Consider the following 20164-nt stretch of genomic DNA (forward strand, 5'->3'; position numbering starts at 1 on the left):
GGTTTAATAGCGTGCTATCATTACCAAGCACATTTCCCCGGTGTTCAAGCAAATAAGTAGAATTAAAGCGATAGGTATGTCTGAGAGTTTATTATTCCATAAAACATTCAATCACCCGACCAGTGATGAGTGGGTCGTTTTCGTCCACGGTGCTGGTGGGAGTTCGTCCATTTGGTTTAAGCAGATCAAAGCTTACAAACAGCACTTTAATTTGTTGTTGATTGACCTACGAGGACACGGTAAGTCTGACAACCTTTTAAAAGAGTTGATCAGCAACCGTTACACGTTCAAAGCGGTAACGCTCGATATTCTTAAAGTACTCGACCATCTTAAAATTCGTTCAGCGCACTTTGTTGGTATGTCGCTGGGTACTATTATTGTTCGAAATGTGGCTGAGTTGGCTGCCGAGCGAGTTCGTTCAATGGTATTGGGTGGGGCTGTAACACGCTTGAACACGCGCTCTCAAGTATTGGTTAAGTTAGGCAACTTGAGTAAACACATCATTCCTTATATGTGGCTCTATAGTCTGTTTGCATACATTGTGATGCCGCAAAAGAGCCAGCGCGAGTCTAGACACCTTTTCATTCGCGAAGCGAAAAAACTATGTCAGAAAGAGTTTAAGCGTTGGTTTATTCTCACTGCAGACGTTAACCCCTTGATGAGATATTTCAAAGAACGAGAATTACCTATTCCTACTTTGTATCTGATGGGAGAGCGTGACTATATGTTCATCAAGCCAGTTAAAGAGATGGTCGCGGCACACAAGTCGAGTGAACTGGTGGAGATTGCCAATTGTGGTCACGTTTGTAATGTTGAGCAGCCAGAAGAGTTTAATCAACGCTCTATCGAGTTTATTCAAAAGCAAATCAAATAGCGGTAGTGTGTTGGGGTATGACCCACGGATATACAAAAACAGGAAGCGACTAGGCTTCCTGTTTCTTTTTGGGACTCTTGTTACGACGGTCTATGTTTCGGGGCAAGGTGAACCACATTGCCAACAAGATCCAAACTGGGCTTCGTTGACTTCATGACATTGTGTACAGCGCCACTCTTCATAGATAAGCGAATCTTGCTGTTTCTTATAGGCGTTGATGAGATTCAGAGCTGCTGTCGCATCAGAAGGCTCGTAAAGCCATACGTATGGGTCTGTTTCTTCCGAGAAAGGGATTTCCCCCTTTAAACCAAATAATCCTTCCCCACGCACTTCACAGGCGATTTTTTCACTCTCTAGAAGCCCACATATGATGTGAGCCTCAGTTGGGTTTGCAGCGCTGAATATTTTCATCAATTTTCCTTTGTCTATTCAGCGACTGGCGCTGAACGAAACTTACTCATGATCCACTTAGCTGCAATTGGGAATACACCTAGTAGTGCGAAAGAAAGCAATACTGAAGGAGAGACAATGCCTGACAGAGAATCGATCTCTGCTAGCTGAGTACCTGCGTTTAGGTAAACCGCAGTACCTGGCAACATCCCCAGTTGGCTAGTCAAATAATAGCGTCCTACAGAGATAGGTGTTAAGCCCATCAACAAATTAATTAGGAAGAATGGAAATACCGGAATCAAGCGCAGTGAGAATAGGTAAAACGCACCGTCTTTCTCCACACCTTGGTTAATAGTAGAGAGCTTATCGCCAAACTTACCCTGAACCCAGTCACGCAATAGAAAGCGACTACTCAGGAATGCTAATGTCGCGCCTATAGTACTTGCAAAAGAGACCAGCAATAAACTCGTCCAGAAACCAAATAGCGCCGCGCCGAGTAGCGTGACCACAGCAGCACCTGGAATAGAAAATGCGGTGATCATGATATAGAGGATAAAGTAGGTCGCTGCTGCGACAACAAAGTTAGTCTCTATATAGTCATTAAGAAGTGCCTGCTGAGCTTTGGCATTTTCGAGAGTCAAGTATTGACCAAAGTTGACGGCTAGCAACACGATTGTGGCAACTAAAATTATGCCTAAAATCATTTTCTTACTCATAGGAGCGTCCCTTAATCTTTTGCTTATTGTTAGTATAGTTAGACAGGCGAAGGAAAGATTAACTTTCAAAAGAAAATAAAAAAAGCCACAAAAATGTGGCTTTTTACAATTAGGTGATTTGGACCTAATTTATATAACTGATGAGCTCGTCGCGTCTTTGTTGTGGTATCACAGACCAGTGTGTGCCATTGATAGCACCTTCAAGTGCCCAAAGTAACTCTAAGCTAACACTCGATGAATGAGACTCTTTAATCGCTTTGTAAGCATTAACAGAACCTGATTCATACAAGCTCTCAACTGTATCGATACCCGCTTTTTTCAGCATACGCTCTGTAGCAAGGCGAAGATTCGGCAGATCTTTCAATCGGGTCGGTTTAGCCGATGATTGAATTTGCTTCTCTTCTTTAGCACAGTTAAGGGAGGCTTTTGCCAGTTCGATAATGCGTTCTTGAGCCTGCCAGAGGTCTTCTGGGAGGGCAAAATACTTAGTTACGACTGGGAAACCACGTTTCTTGTAAACGTAAGGTTCAAAGCCCTGTTGTTCAAATTGTGAAGTAGTATTCTTGTCAGCTCGAATGTGTAATTGGTTGTTTACGACCAATGCAAACATAGTGTCGTCGGCAAATAGGCCGAAACCGCCAAACATTGAGCGTGACTTTATCTTTCCAAGTGGCTCAAATAACTTCATTGAGTCCTTGAGTATCGGTTTATCCATATTGTTTATCTCGGTGTATTTGAATTACGCCACCAAATAAGCAGGTCCGAGAGATTAGCAAAATGTCGCAATAAAATTGTCAATAAGCCGTAAATTACTACTAAAGGTAGGAAATACTGCATTTTGCCATCGGTAACCCCGCTACCATACCAATAATGGGTTAGGCCGGAGGCTTTGCGTCTCACCCTTTCAAGTGATTTGCCCTGTGCGTGACTGTATAATTAAGAATAAAGTTTTTTGTTGAATGAGGTTCACACTTGTTACTCAAAAGTGTGATCTCGGTTCAGTTAATTGTTGTCTTAATATGCAACTGAGCTTTTACTTTTAACAAATAAAAAAAACGCACCAAACGGTGCGTTTTATTAGAATTATCTAAAGTTTACGTTACTTTAACGTTTTTACGGTAGCGCGCTCGATAATCTCTGGATGCATCTCGAATACGCGTTTTTCATGGTCTTTGTCTTTGATGCGCTCCAACAGAATTTCAAACGCATTCTTACCGACACGACGTTTTGGTTGGTGAACCGTTGTCAGTGGTGGTGAGAAGTACTCTGCCAGTTCAATGTTGTCGTAACCAATCACAGAAATATCTTCAGGGATCTTAATGCCTTGCTGCTGTAGGCGGCTCATAAGACCAAGCGCCATGGTATCGTTAAAGCAGAATACTGCAGTAGGGCGGTTTTCCATTGCGACAATTTTATCTGCTGCGATAACTGCAGTATCACACTCGAAGTTACCTTCAAGAATTAGGTTGTCATCTGCTTGGATGTCAGCTTCTGCTAATGCACGACGGTAGCCTGCGATACGTTCAACACATGCTGCTTTATCTAAATGACCACTTAGACAAGCAATACGCTCGTGCCCACGTTCAACTAGGTATTTAGTTGCCAGATAGCCACCCTCTTCAGAGTTGTCGATGATCTTATCCGCTTGTGAACTCTCAGGGCCCCAGTCCATAACAACTTTTGGAATGTCAGCATGGCGGTCAAGCATTTCACGAAGTTCTTCTGTTAAGTCTGAACACATCACCAAGATGCCATCTACGCGCTTTTCAGCAAGCATTCGGATGTAGTCACGTTGCTTCTCGTAAATACCACCAGTGTTACATAGAATCAGCGTGTAACCTTGACGGTAACAGTAGCTTTCTACACCATCAATAACTTCAGAGAAGAATAGGTTGGTTGATTGAGTGACCAACATACCGATAGTGCGTGTAGAGTTACATTTCAGGCTACGAGCAACCGCACTTGGTGCGTAATTTAATTCGTCTACGGCTTTGTTTACTTTTTCTTGAGTCGCTTCTGCTACGAAACGTGTCTTGTTGATCACGTGAGAAACGGTGGTTGTTGATACGCCGGCTAAGCGAGCGACATCTTTTATAGTTGCCATGGCTTTATCCTATTGATAGCTACTTTCTCAGAAGTACGGAGTAAGTAGCCGTTTAAGCTACCAGAACAAGAGCTTAGAATATGTAGGGCTCTCTCGGTACTAAAGTGCTAAAAAACAAAAAACCGCTAATGAGAGCGGCTTGTCTTAACACCGAAATGCTCTTAGCTAATTTAAAGCATAGCATTTCGAGAATGTTTCATATTTTATCGTTTGCGGTCACAATTTTAGACTGACTAGAAAATACTCGCAATAACATTCACCCAGAAATCTGGGTGAATTGTCACATTCTACCTAAATTGTGCCTTTAGTCATTAGTGAATTTATTCACCAGCTAAATATTGCGCATCAAGTTTACAGAAGGCAGTTAGCAATTCTGCAACACACGCGTAAAAACCAAATTCATCAAATTCACGACATTTCGTTGCAAATTGAGGAACCCAGCTAAGAAGTTGCTGCTCAACAAACTCATGTTGTGCAGTGAAAGCCGCTTCTAGTTCTTGCTCGCTTTCAAGGTCGTTTGAACGAATAATGATGTTGCCTAGGAAATCTAACTCGATGGCTAGGTGATCGGCCGGCTCTTTTAGGTCTTGGTTTACTGCAATACCATAAGAAGCCATGATCGCTTCCATATCTTGAGCAGGTTTCGCATTCAAAAGGCCGCTCTTGTCTAGGTAGATAGAAGCGTACGGTAGAGCGCCATACTTGTCAGACTTTAGGAACAATTCGCAAAAATCTGATGAAAGCTCTAACTGAGCATCTTCACGGTTCTGCAATCGGTTAAGCGCATCTACTAGATTATTGATGGCTGGTTTTAGCGTTTCATTATCACCGAGACCAGTTAAAAACGAACGAATCTCAACCGAGTGGTAGTTATCCAATTCTTCTTGAGTCAGTTCTTTTGCGAACAGGCTCGATAGCCACCAGTAAATTTCAGCTCGTTGTTCATTGAACGCTTTCGTTTCTTTCATCTCAATAATCCTAATATCGTCTTTCGTAATATCTGCGGTACGAAGGCTGACTAACCGTTGTATTTGCAAACTGCAAAGTTACTCGTTAGTAGTAATGCCTATATTGAATTGCGATGGAGGTTAAATAGCAAGGTTTAAGATTGTCTTGTATCAAAAAAAATTCAGGTTTCTGGCTTTTATCTTGCGTACTACTAGAATTGTTACTAGTTATGAATAGAATAGTCACTGAAACTATTAAATAAGAAAAGTGGTGTAGATGAGCTATCACGTATTAGTCGTAGAAGATGATGTGGTAACCCGTAGTAAGCTGGTTGGATATTTCCAGAACGAAGGTTACACAGTAAGCGAAGCAGAAAGCGGCGCGCAAATGAGAAACGTTTTAGAAGAGAATAACGTTGACCTCATTATGCTGGACATCAACTTACCAGGCGAAGATGGATTGATGCTAACTCGCGAATTACGCAGTCAATCAGACATTGGGATTATTTTAGTTACTGGACGCACGGATAGCATCGACAAAATTGTAGGCCTAGAGATGGGCGCAGATGATTATGTTACTAAACCATTCGAACTTCGCGAGTTGTTGGTTCGAGTGAAAAACCTACTTTGGCGAATCTCGGCTGCTCGCAAGTCACCATCAGGTGTGGCGGAGCAAGCGGAAGATGAATCTATTGTTCGCTTTGGCGAGTGGACATTTGATATTCCACGTCGCGCGCTGAGTAAGAATGGTGAACCTGTGAAACTAACCAAAGCGGAATATGAGCTATTGGTTGCGCTGTCATCATACCCGAACCAAGTATTAAGCCGTGAGCGAATCCTAAACATGATTAGCCACCGTGTAGACGCGCCAAATGATCGTACCATCGACGTACTGATTCGTCGCATGCGTGCGAAGATGGAGTTTGATCCAAAGAACCCACAAATCTTTGTGACGGTTCATGGTGAAGGTTACATGTTCGCTGGCGATTAACGCTCAGAATTAAAATGCTCAACAACCGAAAATGAAAAAGCCGAGATACTCAGTATCTCGGCTTTTTGTTTATGTTATCAGCTTAGTATTGCTCAACCACCTCTAAACAGGTTTAGGGCGCCGGCTGTTCGTCATTTGTCAGTGATGCATCGACCACTGTGGAGGCGTCATCGTCAAGGGTTGATGGCTCAGGGATAACGAACGGCTCTTGGGTTTCAGAGCTTTGGTTATCTAGCCAATCGCGCAGTGATTGCCAAACCAACCCCATGGTTTCATGCCAGTAACGCTCGGTTTGCTCCAAGTAAATCGCTTTCGGCATGTACTTGTTCCAAGGTTGTTCTATGCCGTCTTGCGCAAGGTAATTAGTGGGTGCTGGAATCGGCTTCATACCAGCATCATGGAACTCATTAAGAGCGCGCTGCATATGGCTTGCTGACGTGACAAGTACCATTCGTTTGTTTTTTACGAAGGCCGCTGCTTGGCGTGCTTCTTCCCATGTATCTTTGGCTGTCTCAAGTAAGATGATGTCGGGTTTAGATACACCCAATGCAAGGGCAACTTTCGCCATCATACGAGCGTTGCTGACCTCAGTGCCACCACCATAACCAGAGAGAATCAATTTAGCGCCAGGGTAGATTCGTTGGATACGAATGCCTTCGCTAAGTCTCATGAGACCGGTACGGCTGAGCTCAGACGTTGGCGGGATTTGGTCATCAACCACATGGCCGCTGCCCAATACCATCACATAGTCAACGGGTTCATTGGTCGGTAAGAAAGCAGTGTGCTGTCGTTCCATTGGCATGAGAAGTTGGCTAGAAACAGGTTGGAACGCGATGAGGAAAATACCACATAGTGCAGACAGCGTGATAAGGCACCCTGTTTTACGTTTTGTAGTGAACATAACAAGGGCTAAGCCCAGAAAAGCGAGAATTAACATTGCTGGCAGTGGCATCAACAGTGAAGACACTACTTTTTTCAGCTCAAACATATCCGAATAGTCCGAAAAAACATCACTTAGTACTAAAAAGAGACATCGCCTCTTTATTCCTGAAATTCCTGTGACAGAATAGCAGGCACGATAGGACATGATAACCCAAGTAGCTGTGACTGAAGACCGTAATTTCGACGATATCGCCCACAAATTTGCAAAAAATATTTACGGCTCTGACAAAGGAGAGATCCGTCAGATCATCGTATGGGAAGATTTAGAGCAAGCGTTAAGCACATTCAAAACCGATGATACACCTTTGCATATTCTGGATGCAGGAGGCGGTTTAGCACAGATGTCGCAAAAGATAGCTAGCTTGGGACATAAGGTGTCGCTGTGTGATCTTTCTTCTGAAATGCTGAAATTGGCACAGCAAGATATTGATAAAGCCGGCTTGCTTGAACAGTATCGATTCATCCATTCTCCGGTTCAAAATATTGCACAGCATATGGATGAGCCCGTGGACATGGTGATGTTTCATGCCGTGATGGAGTGGTTGGCCGATCCAAAAGAGGCCTTGGATATCTTGCTCGAGCAAGTGAAGCCTGGTGGTGTGGCATCAATTATGTTTTACAACCATCACGGATTAGTCCTTAAAAATGTGATTTGTGGCAATATTCCTCATGTATTAAATGGGATGCCACATCGAAAACGGTTTAAGCTGCAACCCCAAAAAGGTTTGAAGCCTGAAGAAGTCTATCAATGGATAGAAGAGGCTGGTCTAGAGATTAAAGGAAAGTCGGGTATTCGCTCGTTTAGCGATTACATTGGAAACATGGAGTACATGGGCGACTACCAATTCGAAGATGTGCTTGAGCTTGAGAAGCAGCTATGCCGTCAAGAACCTTACCTCTCTTTAGGTCGTTATATTCACGTTTGGGCGCAAAAACCAGAATAAAAAAGCGGAGAATGTGATACAAGAGTTGTCATCGCATTACTAGGCTACAGTCAATAATCTCGTAGCTAGCGTTATAAAGAAAAGGCGTAACATCGACAGTTGCTCGGTGTTACAAAGAACAGTAACAGGAACCACAATGAGTGAAATGACTCAAACTGCCGAAGAGCAGCCAATTGATGAGTTGGTGGGCTGGGTCAAGCAGCATGATTTTTCATTAAACTTGCCGCCTGAGCGATTGGCATTTCTAATTGCTATCGCAGTACTAAGCAACGAAAGGTTCGATGAAGAGTTAGGTGAGGGTGAATTGCACGATGCATTTACCATTGTCACTCGTCTGTTCGAAGATACCGGCGAAGCCTCAGCGTTTCGCGCAAACAATGCAATCAATGAACTGGTAAAACAGAAATTGATTAGCCGTTTTACCAGTGAGATCACCGATGGTGCGAGCATTTATCGTCTATCGCCGCTCGCAATTGGTATTTCAGATTATTATCTACGTCACCGTCAATTCTCTAAGTTAAAACTATCGATTCAACTATCGATGGTTGCTGACGAGATGGCGAAAGCTATTGAAGCCGCACAAAAAGGCGGAACGCCGGGGCACTGGCGTAAGAACGTATACGGCGTCCTTAAATACTCAGTTGGTGAGATTTTCGATCAAATTGACCTTAACCAACGTGTGATGGACGAACAGCAGCAAACAGTTAAACAGCAAATTGCCGACCTTCTTAACAAAGATTGGCGCGAAGCGATCAATAACTGTGAAGCATTATTGTCTGAAACTTCAGCGACGTTGAAAGAACTTCAAGATACGCTGCAAGCCGCGGGTGATGAGCTGCAAACACAGATTCTTGATATCCAAGAGATTGTTTATGGCGACGACGAGCTAGAGTTCGTTGGCGAAACCCTATTTGGTCTACAAATGAAGCTAGACCGAATCACAAGCTGGGGCCAACAAGCGATTGACCTCTGGATTGGTTACGATCGCCACGTACATAAGTTCATTCGTACTGCGATCGACATGGATAAAAACCGAGCGTTTAGTCAACGACTGCGCCAATCGGTGACCGACTACTTTGACGCGCCATGGCTATTAACCTATGCCGATGCTGAGAAGTTGACGGACCTACGTGATGAAGCGTTAGTGCTTCGTGACGACGAGGTAATGGGTCAAGCACCACTCGATGTTGAGTATGAAGAATTTGAACAAGTGAACGACTATCTCTCAGATAAAATTGCGGAGATGTTGAAAGTTCACAAACAGCAAGGGACGCCAATCGACCTTGGCCTAGTACTGCGAGATTACCTTGCAGAACACCCTCGCACACACCATTTTGATTTAGCCAGAATTGTTGTCGACCAAGCGGTGCGCTTAGGTTACTCAGAGTCTGACTATCAGGCGATTCAGCCTGATTGGCAGGCAATCAACGATTTCGGCGCAAAGGTACAAGCAAATGTCATTAACAAGTACTGATGATTACATGCCAGAGAAACTGGTAAAAGCGATTGCGAACCCACTGTTCCCAGCGCTTGATAGCATGCTGCGTTCGGGTAAGCACATTTCAACAGAAGACCTAGATAATCACGCACTGTTGTCGGATTTCGAACTGGAACTTCAACAGTTTTACCAGCGCTACAACACTGAGCTGGTAAAGGCCCCTGAAGGCTTCTTCTATCTGCGTCCTCGTTCGACCTCTTTGATTGGCCGAAGCGTACTATCAGAGCTCGATATGCTGGTGGGTAAAGTACTGTGTTTCCTTTACTTGAGCCCAGAGCGTCTTGCTCACGAAGGTATCTTCACTAATCAAGAGCTATTCGAAGAGTTGATGGCACTTGCTGATGAAAAGAAACTGATGAAGCTGGCAACCAACCGTGCTTCTGGCTCTGATTTAGATAAAGAGAAACTTTTCGAAAAAGTAAGAACGTCTCTGCGTCGTCTGCGCCGTATCGGTATGCTTATCTCCATCGGTGAAACGGGTAAGTTCCGTATCAGTGAAGCGGTGTTCCGTTTCGGTGCTGATGTACGCGTTGGTGATGATATGCGCGAAGCACAATTGCGACTAATTCGTGATGGTGAAGCGGTTGTTCATACTCAAGAGCCAAACCAAGGCAGCTTGCTAAATGAAGAGCAAGAAGAGACAGAACAAGATGCTCAACAAGATATTTTCGGCGACGAAATGCTTAGCAACGAACAGATTAAAGAAGAAGGTGAAGCATGATTGAAAGAGGTAAATATCAATCATTAACCATGGTCAACTGGAACGGCTTCTTCGCACGTACTTTTGATATTGATGGATTGGTTACAACGCTTTCTGGCGGTAACGGTGCAGGTAAGTCGACCACGATGGCCGCATTTATTACGGCACTGATCCCAGACCAAACACTGCTTCACTTCCGTAACACAACGGAAGCGGGTAGCTCTCAGTCATCACGTGACAAAGGTCTTTACGGTAAGCTACAGCCGGGCGCATGTTATGCCGCTCTTGATGTGGTTAACTCACGTAACCAGCGTCTATTGTTCGCGGTAAAGCTTCAACAAGTAGCGGGCCGTGACAAGAAAGTAGACATCAAGCCGTTCTTGATTCAAGGCCTGCCTAGCCACGTTAAGCCAACGGATGTACTGATCGAGAACGTATCAGACAGCCACGCACGTGTGTGTCAGCTTAATGATGTAAAAGCGGCAGTTGCTCAGTACGAAGGTGCGCACTTTAAAGCGTTCTCTTCTATTGTGGATTACCACGCGCAGATGTTTGAATTCGGCGTAGTGCCGAAGAAACTGCGTAACAGTGGTGACCGTTCTAAATTCTACCGTTTGATTGAAGCATCACTTTACGGTGGTATCTCCAGTGCGATCACGCGTTCTCTACGTGACTACCTATTGCCACAAAATGGTGGGGTTAAGAAAGCCTTCCAAGATATGGAATCGGCGCTACGCGAAAACCGCATGACACTGGAAGCGATCAAGACGACTCAGTCGGATCGTGACTTGTTCAAACACTTGATCACCGAGTCGACCAACTACGTAGCAGCAGACTACATGCGCCATGCGAACGATCGTCGCAATAAGCTTGATCAAACGATGAAGCTGCGTGGTGAGCTGTTTGGTTCGCGTGAAACGCTACTTGAGCAGAACAACCTGCTTAATCGCGTTCAAGAAGAACTAGAGCTGCTGGTTGAGCAAGAATCTTCTCTTGAACAAGACTACCAAGCGGCTTCAGACCATCTACAACTTGTGCAAACAGCGCTTCGTCAACAAGAGAAGATTGAGCGCTACAGCGAAGATCTTGAAGAGTTAAGCGAACGCCTTGAAGAACAGATGATGGTTGTTGAAGAAGCTCAAGAGCGTGTTCTTCTTGCTGAAGAGCAGGCAACCATTACTGAAGAAGAAGTGGATAGCCTGAAAACTCAGCTTGCTGATTACCAACAAGCCCTCGATGTTCAGCAAACTCGCGCATTGCAGTACCAGCAAGCGGTACAAGCGTTAGAGAAAACCAAGCAGCTTTTGGATGATGAATCTATTACCGCGGAAGGCGCATTGACGCTCGTTTCGGATCTTAAAGCGCAAGAAGAGCAGAGCACGCAACATCTGCTAGCAACCAAGCACAAGCTGGATATGTCATCAGCAGCGTCTGCTCAGTTCGAAAAAGCGCTATCTCTCGTTAAGAGCATTGTTGGCACCGTTGAGCGTAGCGAAGCGTCACAAGTGGCTAAACAAGCACTTGATAAAGGTCGTAACGCGAAACACGTTGTTGAAAATGAACAGCAATGGCGAGCACAGCACCGCGATATGGCTCGTGATGTTGCACAGCAGCGTCAAGCTAAAGAGCTAGCCGAAGAGTACCAGAAGCAGCACAACACTCAGCTTAACGACGAAGCGATCTTTGAAGAAGAGCGCGAGCGTCATGCAATGCAGATCGAAACCCTTGAGTACGCTCAAGAAGAATTGCGTGAAGCGAAGAGTGAAAAGCGCCGCGTGCAGCAGAATCACGACCAAGAGATTCAAAAGCTTGAAGCAATTGCACCTGCGTGGATCACGGCAAATGATGCACTCGACAGCTTGCGTGAGCAAACGGACGCTGAGCTAGAAGATAGCCAAGCAGTTATGACGCAAATGCAGCAAGTGCTTGAAGATGAAAAAGCGCAGTCTGTCGCCAAAGATCAATTGGCGAAGCGTCGTGGTGAACTTGAACTAGAAATTGAGCGCCTTGCTTCTCCTGGTGGTTCAAACGATCCTCGTCTAAAAGGTCTGGCGGATACTCTAGGTGGCGTACTTCTATCTGAGATCTACGATGACATCACGATCGATGACGCACCGTACTTCAGTGCAATGTACGGTCCAGCTCGTCACGCTATTGTGGTGTCTGATCTTGACGGCATCAAAGAGAAGCTGGTGGACTTAGAAGATTGTCCTGAAGATCTATACATCCTTGAGGGTGACGTTGATGCATTCGACGACAGCTCATTTAATGCTGATGAACTAGAAGGCGCAGTGTGCGTTCAGTTAAATGATCGCCAAATGCGTTACTCACGTTTCCCAGACATTCCTTTGTTTGGTCGTGCGGCGCGTGAACAGCGTCTAGAGAAGTTGCGTGAAGAGCGTGATGTCGTGGTTGAGAACCATGCTAAAGCTGCGTTCGATTCACAAAAGCTTAATCGCCTATACCAAGCGTTCAATACGTTTGTGGCAAAACACTTACACGTTGCGTTTAACGCAGACCCTGAGCAAGCATTGGCTTCAGTACGCGATAAGCGCAACCAAGTTGTTCGAGCACTTGCTGAACTGGATGCAAAAGAGCAACAGCAACGTAGCCAGCTGACGCAAAGCAAACAAGCGTTAGCAGCTCTTGATAAGCTAGCGCCGATGGTTCGTATTCTTGAAGACGAAACATTAGTCGAGCGCTTAGCTGAACTGGAAGCGCAGCTTGAACGTCTTGGTGAAGCAAAATCGTACCTGAATAATCACGGCAAAGCACTGCAAAGCCTAGAGCATATTGTAAGTGCGTTGGATGCTGACCCAGAGCAGTTTGATGCTCTAGAAGCAGAATACAAGCAAGCGGACCAAGCACTGCAAGCCCTGAAAGCGAAAGTATTTGCGCTGTCTGATCTGATTGAACGTCGTCACTACTTTGCTTACTCAGATTCGGTTGATCTACTGAACAAGAGCAGCGAACTGAGCAAGCAGCTTAAAGCGAAACTGGTTCAAGCTGAGCAAGCGCGTACTAAAGGCCGTGATGGCTTGAAGCAAGCGCGCGAGCAGATGAACCAATACAACCAAGTATTGGCGGCTCTGAAGAGTTCACACCAAGCGAAACTGGAAACGGTTCAAGAGTTCAAGCAAGAGCTTCAAGAGTACGGTGTGAATGCCGATGAAGGTGCACAAGAGCGCGCTGTTCGTCGTCGTGATGAACTGCAAGAGCGTTTGCATACGTCGCGCAGCCGTAAGAGTGAATACGAACGCACGATTACCTCAACTGAGCTTGAGATGAAGTCTCTGGCAAAACGTTTGAAGAAAGTACAGAAAGAGTACACCGAGCTTCGTACCTTTGTGGTTGCAGCAAAAGCAGGTTGGTGTTCAGTACTGCGTTTGGCTCGTGAAAACGATGTTGAGCGTCGTCTGCACAAGCGTGAACTGGCTTACCTATCAGCGGGTGAGCTGCGTTCAATGTCGGATAAATCTTTGGGTGCACTGCGTTTGGCGGTTGCTGATAATGACGACCTGCGTGATGCACTGCGTCTATCGGAAGATAACGCACACCCAGAGCGTAAAGTTCTGTTCTACATTGCGGTTTACCAGCACCTTCGTGAGCGTATTCGCCAAGACATCATCCATACCGACGATCCAGTAGAAGCGATCGAAGAGATGGAAGTCGAACTGGCACGACTAACAGAAGAGCTGACACAGCGTGAAAATCGTCTAGCGATCAGTTCTGAATCGGTAGCGAGCATCATTAAGAAGACGATCCAGCGTGAGCAGAACCGTATTCGTATGCTAAACCAAGGCCTATCGAACATCTACTTTGGTCAGGTTAAGGGTGTACGTTTGAATGTGAAGATCCGTGAAAGTCACGAGATCTTGCTAACGGGTCTTGCCGCTCAGCAGGAGCAGCACAAAGATCTGTTTGAAAGCACACGCTTTACCTTCTCAGAGGCGATGGCGAAGCTGTTCCAGCGCGTAAACCCTCATATCGATATGGGTCAACGCTCACCGCAAGTTTTAGGCGAAGAGTTGCTTGACTACCGTAACTACCTTGAACTAAGTGTTGAAGTTAACCGTGGTTCCGATGGTTGGTTACAAGCAGAGTCAGGTGCACTATCAACCGGTGAAGCGATCGGTACTGGTCAATCTATCCTATTGATGGTTGTTCAGAGCTGGGAAGAAGAGTCACGTCGCCTGCGCAGTAAAGACATTATTCCATGTCGTCTACTGTTCTTGGATGAGGCAGCGCGTCTGGATGCGAAGTCTATCTCAACGCTATTCGAGCTTTGTGATCGTCTTGGTATGCAGTTGCTGATTGCAGCTCCTGAAAATATCAGCCCAGAAAAAGGCACAACCTACAAACTGGTTCGTAAGGTATTTAAAGACCACGAACATGTACACGTAGTTGGTCTGCGTGGTTTTGCACAAAACCGCACTGAATCGCCAGTTCAAGAGCTGATAGAAGAAGCTTAACGATTCAATTGATAGCGAATCGTAAACCGATCTCAATAAGCCCCTTTCCGAAGGGGCTTTTTTGTACCTGAAAGTATTCCTGACAAAATCCCTTCATACTTTATGGTTAATCTCAATGGAACGAGTTTGAGGTCACACGCACAAAACCACAATTAATGTATGGTAATAGTAACGCTGATGAAATATTAATAATATTGTATCACTTAATTGTTGGTTTTAGATGCTGTGTAAGGAAGGCTCGCTATGATTCAGATTGTGATTGATGGGAAGTACCGTATCGTCGAACAAGGACAGACGGTGCTGGAAGCGGCGAACACCTGTGGCGTTGAGATCCCTTCATTGTGTGGTCTTAATCGTTCGGGCGATAAAATTCCCTGTGACCTCTGTGTCGTGGAAGTGGAAAGTGGCGGAACCAAGCGTGCGTGTGAGCTTGAAGTTTATAATGGGCTAACGGTGGCTACTCAATCCCCACAGCTAACACAACATCGTCATCGAGCGCTCAATCGAATCATGTCAGATCACTATGCTGATTGTGAAGCGCCTTGCCAAACTGCATGTCCAGCCGGTGTCGATATCCAATCGTATCTCCACCATATTGCACAAAACGACCCTATAAAAGCGGTTGAAGTGATCAAACAAACCTTACCCATGCCGCTGTCTATCGGTCGAGTGTGTCCTGCCTTTTGTGAGACAGAGTGCCGACGTAACCTTGTTGATGATTCAATCGCCATACGTCAGCTAAAGAGACACGCCGCCGATATCGACTTAGAGGCGCAGCAAAGCTATATACCGCCGAAAAAACCGATGAATGGAAAGCGTGTAGCCGTTGTAGGTGGAGGACCCGGTGGACTCACCGCAGGGTATTATCTTGCCAATGAAGGCTACGATGTAGTGGTCTATGAGTCGATGCCGAAAGCGGGTGGGTGGCTGCGTTATGGAATCCCCGAATATCGCTTACCTAAATCTATTCTCGACCAAGAAATAGAACTCATGTGTCGTAATGGTATGGCTATTGAGTGCAATAAAAAACTTGGCGTTGATTTTTCACTCACGAGCCTGTCGCAAGACTTCGATGCCGTTTGTTTGGCGGTTGGCGCTTCTAGTGCTGTCGAGATGAACTACGTCGGCAGTGACTTAGAGGGCTGTTATCTGGGTGTCGATTACCTTAAAGATTTCGTCACGGAACAAACCTATACCACGGGCAAAAAGGTCGCTGTAATCGGTGGTGGTAACACCGCGATTGATTGCGCGAGAACCGCAGTTAGAGCCGGTGCGGACACAACGCTAATCTACCGCCGTACACGTGATGAAATGCCCGCTGAAGATTATGAAATTGAAGAAGCGGAGCATGAAGGCGTTAAGTTCCATTTCTTGACCAATCCGGCCGAAAACATTGCCGATGAAAGTGGTCGTGTAAACGCGATACGCTTGGAACGAATGGAGTTAGGTCCACCAGATGCATCAGGGCGACGTAGCCCAAAAGCAACCGGAGAGTTTTTCACAGAAGCATTTGATACCGTAATTGCGGCAGTCTCTCAAAAGCCTGATTTGAGCTTTATGGATAACGAGTCATTAGAGATTCCACTTACTCGCTGGAATACGGCGGACGCGGATCCTGACACCATGCATACGGGGATTGGTAACATCTTTAGTATTGGTGATTTTAGAAGAGGCCCAGCGACAGCGGTTGAAGCGGTTGGCGATGGCCGGATTGTTGCGGAGGCGATAGACCGATACTTTGATGGCACCATGTCTCAAATACCAGTGAAACCTTTTAATTCACGGAAAGAGAAACAACTAAAACAGGTTGAGCGCGAACAGTATCAAGCCATTGCGCGTGTGGCTCGCAAGATCATGCCAGAACTCAGCACAGCGCAACGAGAGCAGAGCTTTGATGAAGTGGAGTTGGGTTTCAGTAATCTTGATGCGATTGAAGAGGCTAAGCGCTGTTTGGAGTGTGGCTGCCAAGCTAACAGCCAATGTGACCTGCGAGACTACGCGACGGAATATCAAGCCGTTCAATCTTTCCCTGAATACAAGCTTGATGTGTGTGACGATGCGGTTTGGCAAGCGGTCAAAGCCAAACAAAACAGTGCCTGTGAACCAAGACATAAATATGAAGTGGATGCGAGCTCGGAGTTTATTGTTTTTGACGCCAATCGCTGCATCAGTTGTGGTCAATGCATCCAAGCGTGTCGTGAGCAAAATGTTCACGGTGTACTCAGCTTCATGAATGCCGAAAATGGCAAGCCGGTTTCACGTCCAGAGCTTAGACCAAATTTCGGCCCCAATCAGACCTTAATGGGCGACTCTAACTGTGTTCAATGTGGCGCATGTGTTCAAGCATGCCCAACGGGAGCCATGGTCGATGCCCGCTACAAGCAACAAGGCTCTGCGGATAACTTGAAGAAAGTGGATACCATCTGCACCTATTGCGGCGTGGGTTGTAAGCTAACGATGCATGTGGATGAATCGGCGAATAGGATTCGTTATGTCGAAGGTGCTAATTCGCCAGTCAATGAGGGCATGCTGTGTGTCAAAGGTCGCTTCGGATTTGATTTTGTGGGCAGTGATGAGCGCTTAACCACACCTTTAATTCGTAAGGACGGGTGGTTACAGCCCGCCAGTTGGGAAGAGGCCATCAAATTGGTAGCGGATAAATTCTCTGCTATTAAACATGGGGTGGGCAGTCAGGCACTTGCTGGTTTCTCCTCTGCTAAAACCACCAACGAAGATAATTACGCCTTCCAGAAGTTTATCAGACGTGAACTTGGTACTAACAACGTCGATCACTGTGCTCGGCTTTGTCACGCCTCGACGGTGACGGGGCTAGAAGCTTCTCTGGGCAGCGGTGCGATGACCAATGACATTCCAAGTATCAAGCATTCAGATGTTATCTTTATTATCGGTTCCGATACCACAGCAGCGCACCCAATCATTGGATCGCATATCAAACAAGCCGTAAGGCATGGGGGCGCGCGCCTGATCGTAGCGGATCCGAAACGTATTGATATTGCGGACCATGCTGAACTTTACCTAGCGCATAGGCCGGGTACCGACGTGATGTTACTCAACGGTGTCATGCAGCAGATCATTAAACACGGTTGGTACGATCAAGAATATATTGAAGAACGTGTCGATGGCTTCGATACCTTACTGCAAGAGGTTATGTCACCGAGTTATTCCCTTGATAAGGTAGAGTTAGTCACCGGTGTCAAAGCGGAAGACATTTTCGCAATGGCACGATTAATCGGGACAGCTGAGCGCACCGCAGTTTATTACTCTATGGGGATAACTCAGCACACGACAGGGCATGATAATGTTCGTTCGATCGCTAACCTGCAATTATTGTGCGGAAACATCGGTATTGAAGGTGGCGGTATCAACCCACTGCGTGGTCAATCTAATGTACAAGGTGCTTGTGATATGGGCGCTTTGCCCAACAATCTACCTGGGTATCAAAAGGTCTACAATCCACTGGTTCGCAAGAAATTTGAGATGGAATGGGAAGTCGCTGAGTTGCCTGCTGAGAGTGGCCTGACTCTAACGGAAATCATCGACGGTGCGTGTAAGCGAGAGGTGCGTGGGTTGTATGTGATGGGTGAAAATCCTGTACTGAGTGACCCGAACCAAGCGCACGTGATTGAGGGGCTTGAAGCGCTCGATTTCTTAGTTGTGCAAGATATCTTCCTAACGGAAACTGCTCAATATGCAGATGTGGTGCTACCGTCATGTTCGTTTGCTGAAAAGTCTGGGCATTTTACCAACACTGAACGTCGTGTTCAGCGTATCAACCCTGCGGTAATGCCTCCCGGTGAAGCAAAAGAAGATTGGGCGATCATTCAGATGATTGCGAATGCGATGGGAAGTGACTGGCGTTATCAAACGGTCGCGGACATTACCAATGAAATAGCCCGCGTTACTCCTCAATATGGCGGCTTACGCTGGGAAAACATCACCCTAAATGGTGTTCAATGGCCAAGTAACAAAAACAATCCAGATGGCACCCGTATTATGCACCAGACCCAATTTACGCGTGGGCGAGGGCAGATGGAGGCGATTCCATTTAGATACGCGGCTGAGCTACCAGATGAAGAGTATCCATTGGTACTGACGACAGGGCGTATCCTTGAGCAGTTCCATACTGGGACTATGACTCGCAAAACCAAAGGATTGGATAATCTAGCAGGCCCAAGGGCTATGGTGAGCGTGCATGATGCAGAAGCATTAGGCATCACGAACGGACAGATGCTTAAGGTGTCGACTCGTCGTGGAGAAATAGAGATCGCAGCGTTTGTAACCAAGCGTATGCAAAAGGGCGTGGTGTTCATTCCGTTTCACTTTGTCGAGTCACCAGTGAACCGACTCACAACAACAGCAACCGATCCCCATGCAAAAATCCCTGAGTTTAAAGTTGCTGCAGTGAATATTGTTCCAATCGTCGAAGAGCAAAGTGTTTCTGCGTAGTAATTGAAACTACGTGAAAATGCGCTAGTAACAAAGCAAAAGGTTTCGAAGAAAAACGCTACCAAGTACAAAAAAGCCGCATAGTCAGACTATGCGGCTTTCGTTTTATTAATGGTACAAGCGTCGATGTCACTAATACCTATGGCTAGCCCTATTCAGTGTGTACACCAAACTGCTTAGCTGCGTATGCAACACGCTCTGCCGGTTTTGGGTACTCCGCAGGTGTGCCTAGGTTTTCAATATGATGAAGACGTGGCAATAACCCTGCACCGTTAGCAATTTGAATCGCTAATCCCGGGCGAGCATTGAGCTCAAGTACCATTGGGCCTTCTTCTTCATCAAGTACCATGTCAGTACCCATGTAACCAAGGCCCGTCATCTCCCAAGCGCTTGATGCTAGGGTTAGAAGTTTCTCCCAGTGCGGTACTTGCAGTAGAGCAAGCTCTTTGCCGGTATCTGGATGGTGAGTGACGGGTTGGTCAAACTGAACGGCTCGCACGGCCTTACCGGTGGCAATATCAATGCCTACGCCTACTGCGCCTTGGTGAAGGTTAGCTTTACCATCTGAAGCAGATGTTGATAGACGCATCATGGCCATTACAGGGTAGCCCTTGAATACGATAATACGTACGTCAGGCACACCTTCGTAACTGAAGCCATCAAAGCAACTGTCGAACTTAATTAAGTTCTCAACTACCGCTACATCGTTTTTACCACCGAGCGAGAACAGACCCGCCAGTGCGTTACTGATGTGGCGTTCAACGTCTTCTTTGCCGATCGTTGAGCCGGACGGTTTGGTATAAACACCATCTTTATGAGAGGTGATAACCAAGATACCTTTACCGCCACTGCCTTGCGCAGGTTTGATTACAAAACCAGGCCAGTTCTCCACCATCTTGTGAATGGTTTTCACCTCAGCTTGGTGGCCAATGACACCGATCAGTTTTGGTACAGTGGCGCCTGCTTGCTCAGCGATGATTTTGGTTTTTAGCTTGTCATCCACCAAAGGGTATTTGGAGCGATCATTATAGCGACCAATGTAGCTATGGTTACGCTTGTTCATCCCCATGATGCCTTTGTCTTTCAACTTAAACGGCGATGTAAACTGTTCAAACATAA

Annotated in this window: 14 protein-coding genes and 1 riboswitch; of the genes, 7 read left to right on the forward strand and 7 right to left on the reverse strand. The window is 46.0% G+C overall.

The features are described 5' to 3' along the window. The first annotated feature begins 76 nt into the window (after positions 1–76). The gene (locus L1D60_RS07915; protein WP_032549440.1) at positions 77–874 is read left to right on the forward strand and encodes an alpha/beta hydrolase; all 798 of its coding nucleotides are present in this window, start codon (positions 77–79) and stop codon (positions 872–874) included. Positions 875–964: 90 nt separating this feature from the next. Here the strand turns inward: L1D60_RS07915 and L1D60_RS07920 are convergent, their stop codons facing one another. From L1D60_RS07920 to torD, 5 genes are all read right to left on the reverse strand, one after another. Then, a complete protein-coding gene (locus tag L1D60_RS07920; protein WP_239840595.1) occupies positions 965–1285 on the reverse strand; it encodes a DUF2007 domain-containing protein in 321 nt (106 codons plus the stop codon). Positions 1286–1299: 14 nt separating this feature from the next. After that, positions 1300–1980 carry a TVP38/TMEM64 family protein gene (locus L1D60_RS07925; RefSeq protein ID WP_239840596.1) on the reverse strand — a complete coding sequence of 227 codons (681 nt, stop codon included), beginning with the start codon at positions 1978–1980 and terminating at the stop codon, positions 1300–1302. Positions 1981–2104: 124 nt separating this feature from the next. Further along, complete coding sequence (locus L1D60_RS07930; protein WP_239840597.1) at positions 2105–2695, reverse strand: TfoX/Sxy family DNA transformation protein; 591 nt, start codon at positions 2693–2695, stop codon at positions 2105–2107. Between the two features lie 128 nt (positions 2696–2823). Continuing rightward, positions 2824–2908: riboswitch (cyclic di-GMP riboswitch) on the reverse strand. A 171-nt stretch (positions 2909–3079) separates the two neighbouring features. Continuing rightward, positions 3080–4084, reverse strand: a complete 1005-nt coding sequence (purR, locus tag L1D60_RS07935; RefSeq protein ID WP_239840598.1) for an HTH-type transcriptional repressor PurR — start codon at positions 4082–4084, stop codon at positions 3080–3082. Between the two features lie 320 nt (positions 4085–4404). Next, complete coding sequence (gene torD, locus L1D60_RS07940) at positions 4405–5052, reverse strand: molecular chaperone TorD (protein WP_239840599.1); 648 nt, start codon at positions 5050–5052, stop codon at positions 4405–4407. A gap of 256 nt (positions 5053–5308) precedes the next feature. On the opposite strand from torD, the gene torR reads away from it, so the two are divergent. Beyond that, the gene (torR, locus tag L1D60_RS07945) at positions 5309–6022 is read left to right on the forward strand and encodes a two-component system response regulator TorR (protein WP_239840600.1); all 714 of its coding nucleotides are present in this window, start codon (positions 5309–5311) and stop codon (positions 6020–6022) included. A 112-nt stretch (positions 6023–6134) separates the two neighbouring features. Here torR and elyC read toward each other — a convergent pair whose 3' ends face one another. Then, positions 6135–7010, reverse strand: a complete 876-nt coding sequence (gene elyC / locus L1D60_RS07950; protein WP_239840601.1) for an envelope biogenesis factor ElyC — start codon at positions 7008–7010, stop codon at positions 6135–6137. Between the two features lie 115 nt (positions 7011–7125). Here elyC and cmoM point away from each other — a divergent pair, with 115 nt between their 5' ends. The 5 genes from cmoM to fdhF all read left to right on the forward strand — a co-directional run bounded on the left by cmoM (position 7126) and on the right by fdhF (position 19045). Further along, complete coding sequence (cmoM, locus tag L1D60_RS07955; protein WP_239840982.1) at positions 7126–7908, forward strand: tRNA uridine 5-oxyacetic acid(34) methyltransferase CmoM; 783 nt, start codon at positions 7126–7128, stop codon at positions 7906–7908. A 136-nt stretch (positions 7909–8044) separates the two neighbouring features. Next, the gene (gene mukF / locus L1D60_RS07960; RefSeq protein WP_239840602.1) at positions 8045–9382 is read left to right on the forward strand and encodes a chromosome partition protein MukF; all 1338 of its coding nucleotides are present in this window, start codon (positions 8045–8047) and stop codon (positions 9380–9382) included. Continuing rightward, positions 9363–10127: a chromosome partition protein MukE gene (gene mukE / locus L1D60_RS07965; protein ID WP_239840603.1), complete on the forward strand. Its 765-nt coding sequence runs from the start codon at positions 9363–9365 to the stop codon at positions 10125–10127. The genes mukF and mukE overlap by 20 nt, the downstream gene beginning before the upstream one ends. Then, the gene (gene mukB, locus L1D60_RS07970) at positions 10124–14578 is read left to right on the forward strand and encodes a chromosome partition protein MukB (protein ID WP_239840604.1); all 4455 of its coding nucleotides are present in this window, start codon (positions 10124–10126) and stop codon (positions 14576–14578) included. Before mukE ends, mukB begins: the two co-directional genes overlap by 4 nt. 243 nt (positions 14579–14821) lie before the next feature. Continuing rightward, the gene (gene fdhF / locus L1D60_RS07975; protein ID WP_239840605.1) at positions 14822–19045 is read left to right on the forward strand and encodes a formate dehydrogenase subunit alpha; all 4224 of its coding nucleotides are present in this window, start codon (positions 14822–14824) and stop codon (positions 19043–19045) included. Between the two features lie 151 nt (positions 19046–19196). Here fdhF and L1D60_RS07980 read toward each other — a convergent pair whose 3' ends face one another. Further along, the gene (locus tag L1D60_RS07980) at positions 19197–20162 is read right to left on the reverse strand and encodes an alpha-L-glutamate ligase-like protein (protein WP_239840606.1); all 966 of its coding nucleotides are present in this window, start codon (positions 20160–20162) and stop codon (positions 19197–19199) included. Positions 20163–20164 lie beyond the last annotated feature (2 nt).

The organism is Vibrio sp. Isolate30 (assembly GCF_022397975.1).
Taxonomy (GTDB): domain Bacteria; phylum Pseudomonadota; class Gammaproteobacteria; order Enterobacterales; family Vibrionaceae; genus Vibrio; species Vibrio fortis.